Here is a 464-nt window from a genome sequence, read left to right as displayed (position 1 = left end):
TTTAGCACCATATTTAAGATGACCTTCTTGCCAATTGATTCTTTCATCCTCTAGGTTTTCACCGTTATAGCTTTTACCGCTACTAAAGGCCCCCAAAGTTGCTTCAAAAGTTGGCTTAATTTCAAACTCACCAGCATGCACAGTTGAAAAAAATGAGACAAAGAGAGTCCCTCTCACAACCTGAGAAAATAAATTTTTCATTGAGAAATTCCTTTTTGCGAACGGCCTAACAGTGCTCAGGTATGGGCAACTTATTCGTTACCCATCCTCGTTCATGTTGATCTTTAGTGATGGTCGTGCCGTGTGCTTTGCTCTTCTTCACCCAAGTTTAAAGTCGGGGTGTTGTCAAAGAAGTTCCAAGGTTTGATTAGGGTATAAACCCATTCTGTCGGCATAATTGGCCATTCTTCAGCACGTGCCACATGGGTTGTGCCTGTTGTCATCCACACCACAAGGTCTTTATT

At 42.0% G+C, this 464-nt stretch carries 2 protein-coding genes; both read right to left on the bottom strand.

All coding sequences use genetic code 11. The features are described from left to right. Window positions 1–201, bottom strand: a 201-nt coding sequence (locus MPC4_RS20075) for a hypothetical protein (RefSeq protein ID WP_210253695.1), incomplete at its 3' end; no start/stop codon positions are given. A gap of 83 nt (window positions 202–284) precedes the next feature. Continuing rightward, the coding region (locus MPC4_RS20070; RefSeq protein ID WP_174514101.1) for a copper amine oxidase at window positions 285–464 on the bottom strand (180 nt) is incomplete at its 5' end.

Source organism: Methylocella tundrae (assembly GCF_901905185.1).
GTDB classification, from domain to species: domain Bacteria; phylum Pseudomonadota; class Alphaproteobacteria; order Rhizobiales; family Beijerinckiaceae; genus Methylocapsa; species Methylocapsa tundrae.
Note: the sequence above shows the minus strand (reverse complement) of the source record. Positions and strands in the feature narration are given on the sequence as shown.